This is a genomic window from Myxococcus guangdongensis (genome assembly GCF_024198255.1).
GTDB lineage: Bacteria > Myxococcota > Myxococcia > Myxococcales > Myxococcaceae > Myxococcus > Myxococcus guangdongensis.
The window spans coordinates 1-1,347 of the sequence record NZ_JAJVKW010000052.1; the positions used below are offsets into that span (position 1 = coordinate 1).

General features: G+C 69.2%; 1 protein-coding gene and 1 pseudogene. Both read right to left on the minus strand.

Going from position 1 to position 1,347, the window contains the following annotated elements; translation table 11 throughout:
- Positions 1 to 392: 392 nt before the first annotated feature.
- Complete coding sequence (locus LXT21_RS45110) at positions 393 to 518, minus strand: hypothetical protein (RefSeq protein WP_256572516.1); 126 nt, start codon at positions 516 to 518, stop codon at positions 393 to 395.
- 359 nt (positions 519 to 877) lie between these two features.
- A pseudogene (locus LXT21_RS44710) lies at positions 878 to 1,347 on the minus strand (hypothetical protein); the annotation flags it as partial.

Sequence of the window (1,347 nt, forward strand, 5' to 3'; positions counted from 1 at the left end):
GCCCAGGCGCACAACATCAACAGCACAACTGCTTTCTTCATGACGTGCTCCAGGTTTTGATTTGATTCAGCGGGTGGCGCGGGCGACTCGCTGGACCCGCGCGTGAATCGGGGGACGTCAGTCCTTCTCGGCTGCCTTCTCCTTCTCCCTCGCTTCTGCGACTTCGCGCGCCGCGCCAGCGCAGGCGCCGACAGCGGAGCCACCGGCCTTGCATGGCGCCTCACAGAGGGGGGCGCACACGGACTCCTCGCCGTGGTCCTCGAGCGAGTCCAAGCAGTCGTTGCAGGCACTGTGACTGCGGTTGAACTCGGTGCGGAGTGCGTTGCACTTCGCCTTCGCGGGCGTCTTGCAGCCGGCTGCCCCGAGCACCAGGAGAACGAGCAGGAAGGCCCTCACTGGAGCACCGCCACGCCGTGTGCCTTGGAGCCGCTCACCACTGCGTGGCACGAGTTGATGGCAGGAGGGGCGGCGCTCGCAGCGGTGACCGCGAGGGACAACAACAGGAACAACAGCTTCATGTGGGGAGACCTCTGGGCATACGTGGGGAGTGCCCGCTGTCCGAGACATTCGGACCGGGCCGGTGCGCGTGCGTGGTGAGGTGCTGCGGTGTGACGGTGTTGCGACTGCAAGAGGCGCGGTGACCGGCCGGAAGGGGGGACCGACCGGTCACCGCATGGCGCAACTTCGCGCCGTGAAAGGCCTGCCGGGCCCAATGCCCAGCAGGTGTGGCTGGCGCGAGTGCTGATCGGCCCCCCCGGGGAGTCGGGCTTTCACCTGACAACTCGGGTTTCACCCGCGCCGGCCACGTAGAGGCCCCGTCCGGACGGGCACGGGGTGCGCGCGGAGTCCCGGGCCGGGGACTCGACGCGTGCGCGTGTCAGCCGGCCTGGCCGGGCTCGGGAGCAGGGGCGGTGGGGTCCGGAGGTTGCGAGCCGCCCGCCGCGCGGTGGACGAGCTCCGCCTCCAGGAACAGGAGGTTGTCCCGCATCGCCTTCGCCCACCGCGCCGAAGGCTCCTCTCGGAGCTTCAGGTTCGCGAGGTCGATGGCGTCCGCCAGCTCCAGGTCGGACAGCTCGGAGACCTTGCGTCCCTTGGCCCCACCGAAGCCCACCACGGCATTGGGGTTGTGCTGTGCGGGAGTCGGAGGAGGAGGGGGCGGCTCAAGCGGTACGCCGTCGGTCAGCCATGCGCCGAGCGTCTCGCCGAGCTTCTCACCCGGCTCGATGATGACGGCCTTCTGGATGGCTGGGCAGCGCGTCTTCGTGACAACCAGCTCGGCGCCGTCCATGTCCGCGACGACGTCGAACTCGTACTCGAGCCCGTCACGCTGGACGGGGGCGAGACCGA

Excerpts from the sequence above, each read along its gene's own strand:
- LXT21_RS45110 (WP_256572516.1), bottom strand. The coding sequence starts at position 518 with ATGAAGCTGTTGTTCCTGTTGTTGTCCCTCGCGGTCACCGCTGCGAGC.